Source organism: Paenibacillus tyrphae, assembly GCF_024158745.1.
GTDB lineage: Bacteria > Bacillota > Bacilli > Paenibacillales > NBRC-103111 > Paenibacillus_G > Paenibacillus_G tyrfis_A.
On the sequence record NZ_JAMZAW010000076.1, the window covers coordinates 1 to 528 of the forward strand.

Consider the following 528-nt stretch of genomic DNA (forward strand, 5'->3'; position numbering starts at 1 on the left):
AATCATAAAAAGATTCGTCGTATCATGCGCAAGTTTGGGTTAGTAGCTACGATCCGTCAAACCAATCCCTATCGCAAAATGGCTAAAGCGACGCAAGAACATCGTACATGTCCTAATCTCCTGGAACGTCAGTTTGATCAAGGAGAACCAGAGAAGGTCCTCCTTACAGACATCACATACATGCGCTATGGTAACGGTCAGTGGGCATATCTTTCTTGTGTGAAAGACGGTGCTACGAAGCAGATTCTGGCACACTATCTATCTTCAACGTTGGAGCTATCCTTAGTTGAACGGACAATGGCTCGCCTACTCAAACGATTGGATGGAAATATTCATCCAGATGCCATCTTCCATTCTGACCAGGGTGTGCACTATACGCACCCGAAAACCCGCCTCCTCATCGCCGAAGCTGGGTTTAAGCAGTCGATGTCTCGTAAAGGGAACTGCTGGGATAATGCGTCCATGGAGACGTTCTTTGGTCATATGAAGGACGAGCTCGACTACAAGGACTGTAAATCTCTTAAAGAG

At 46.6% G+C, this 528-nt stretch carries 1 protein-coding gene; it reads left to right on the plus strand.

Features of this window, described 5'->3' with window-relative positions:
* Positions 1-12 precede the first annotated feature (12 nt).
* Positions 13-528 (plus strand): IS3 family transposase (locus tag NI000_RS36570; RefSeq protein ID WP_309247969.1); only part of this gene is annotated, 516 nt, incomplete at its 3' end.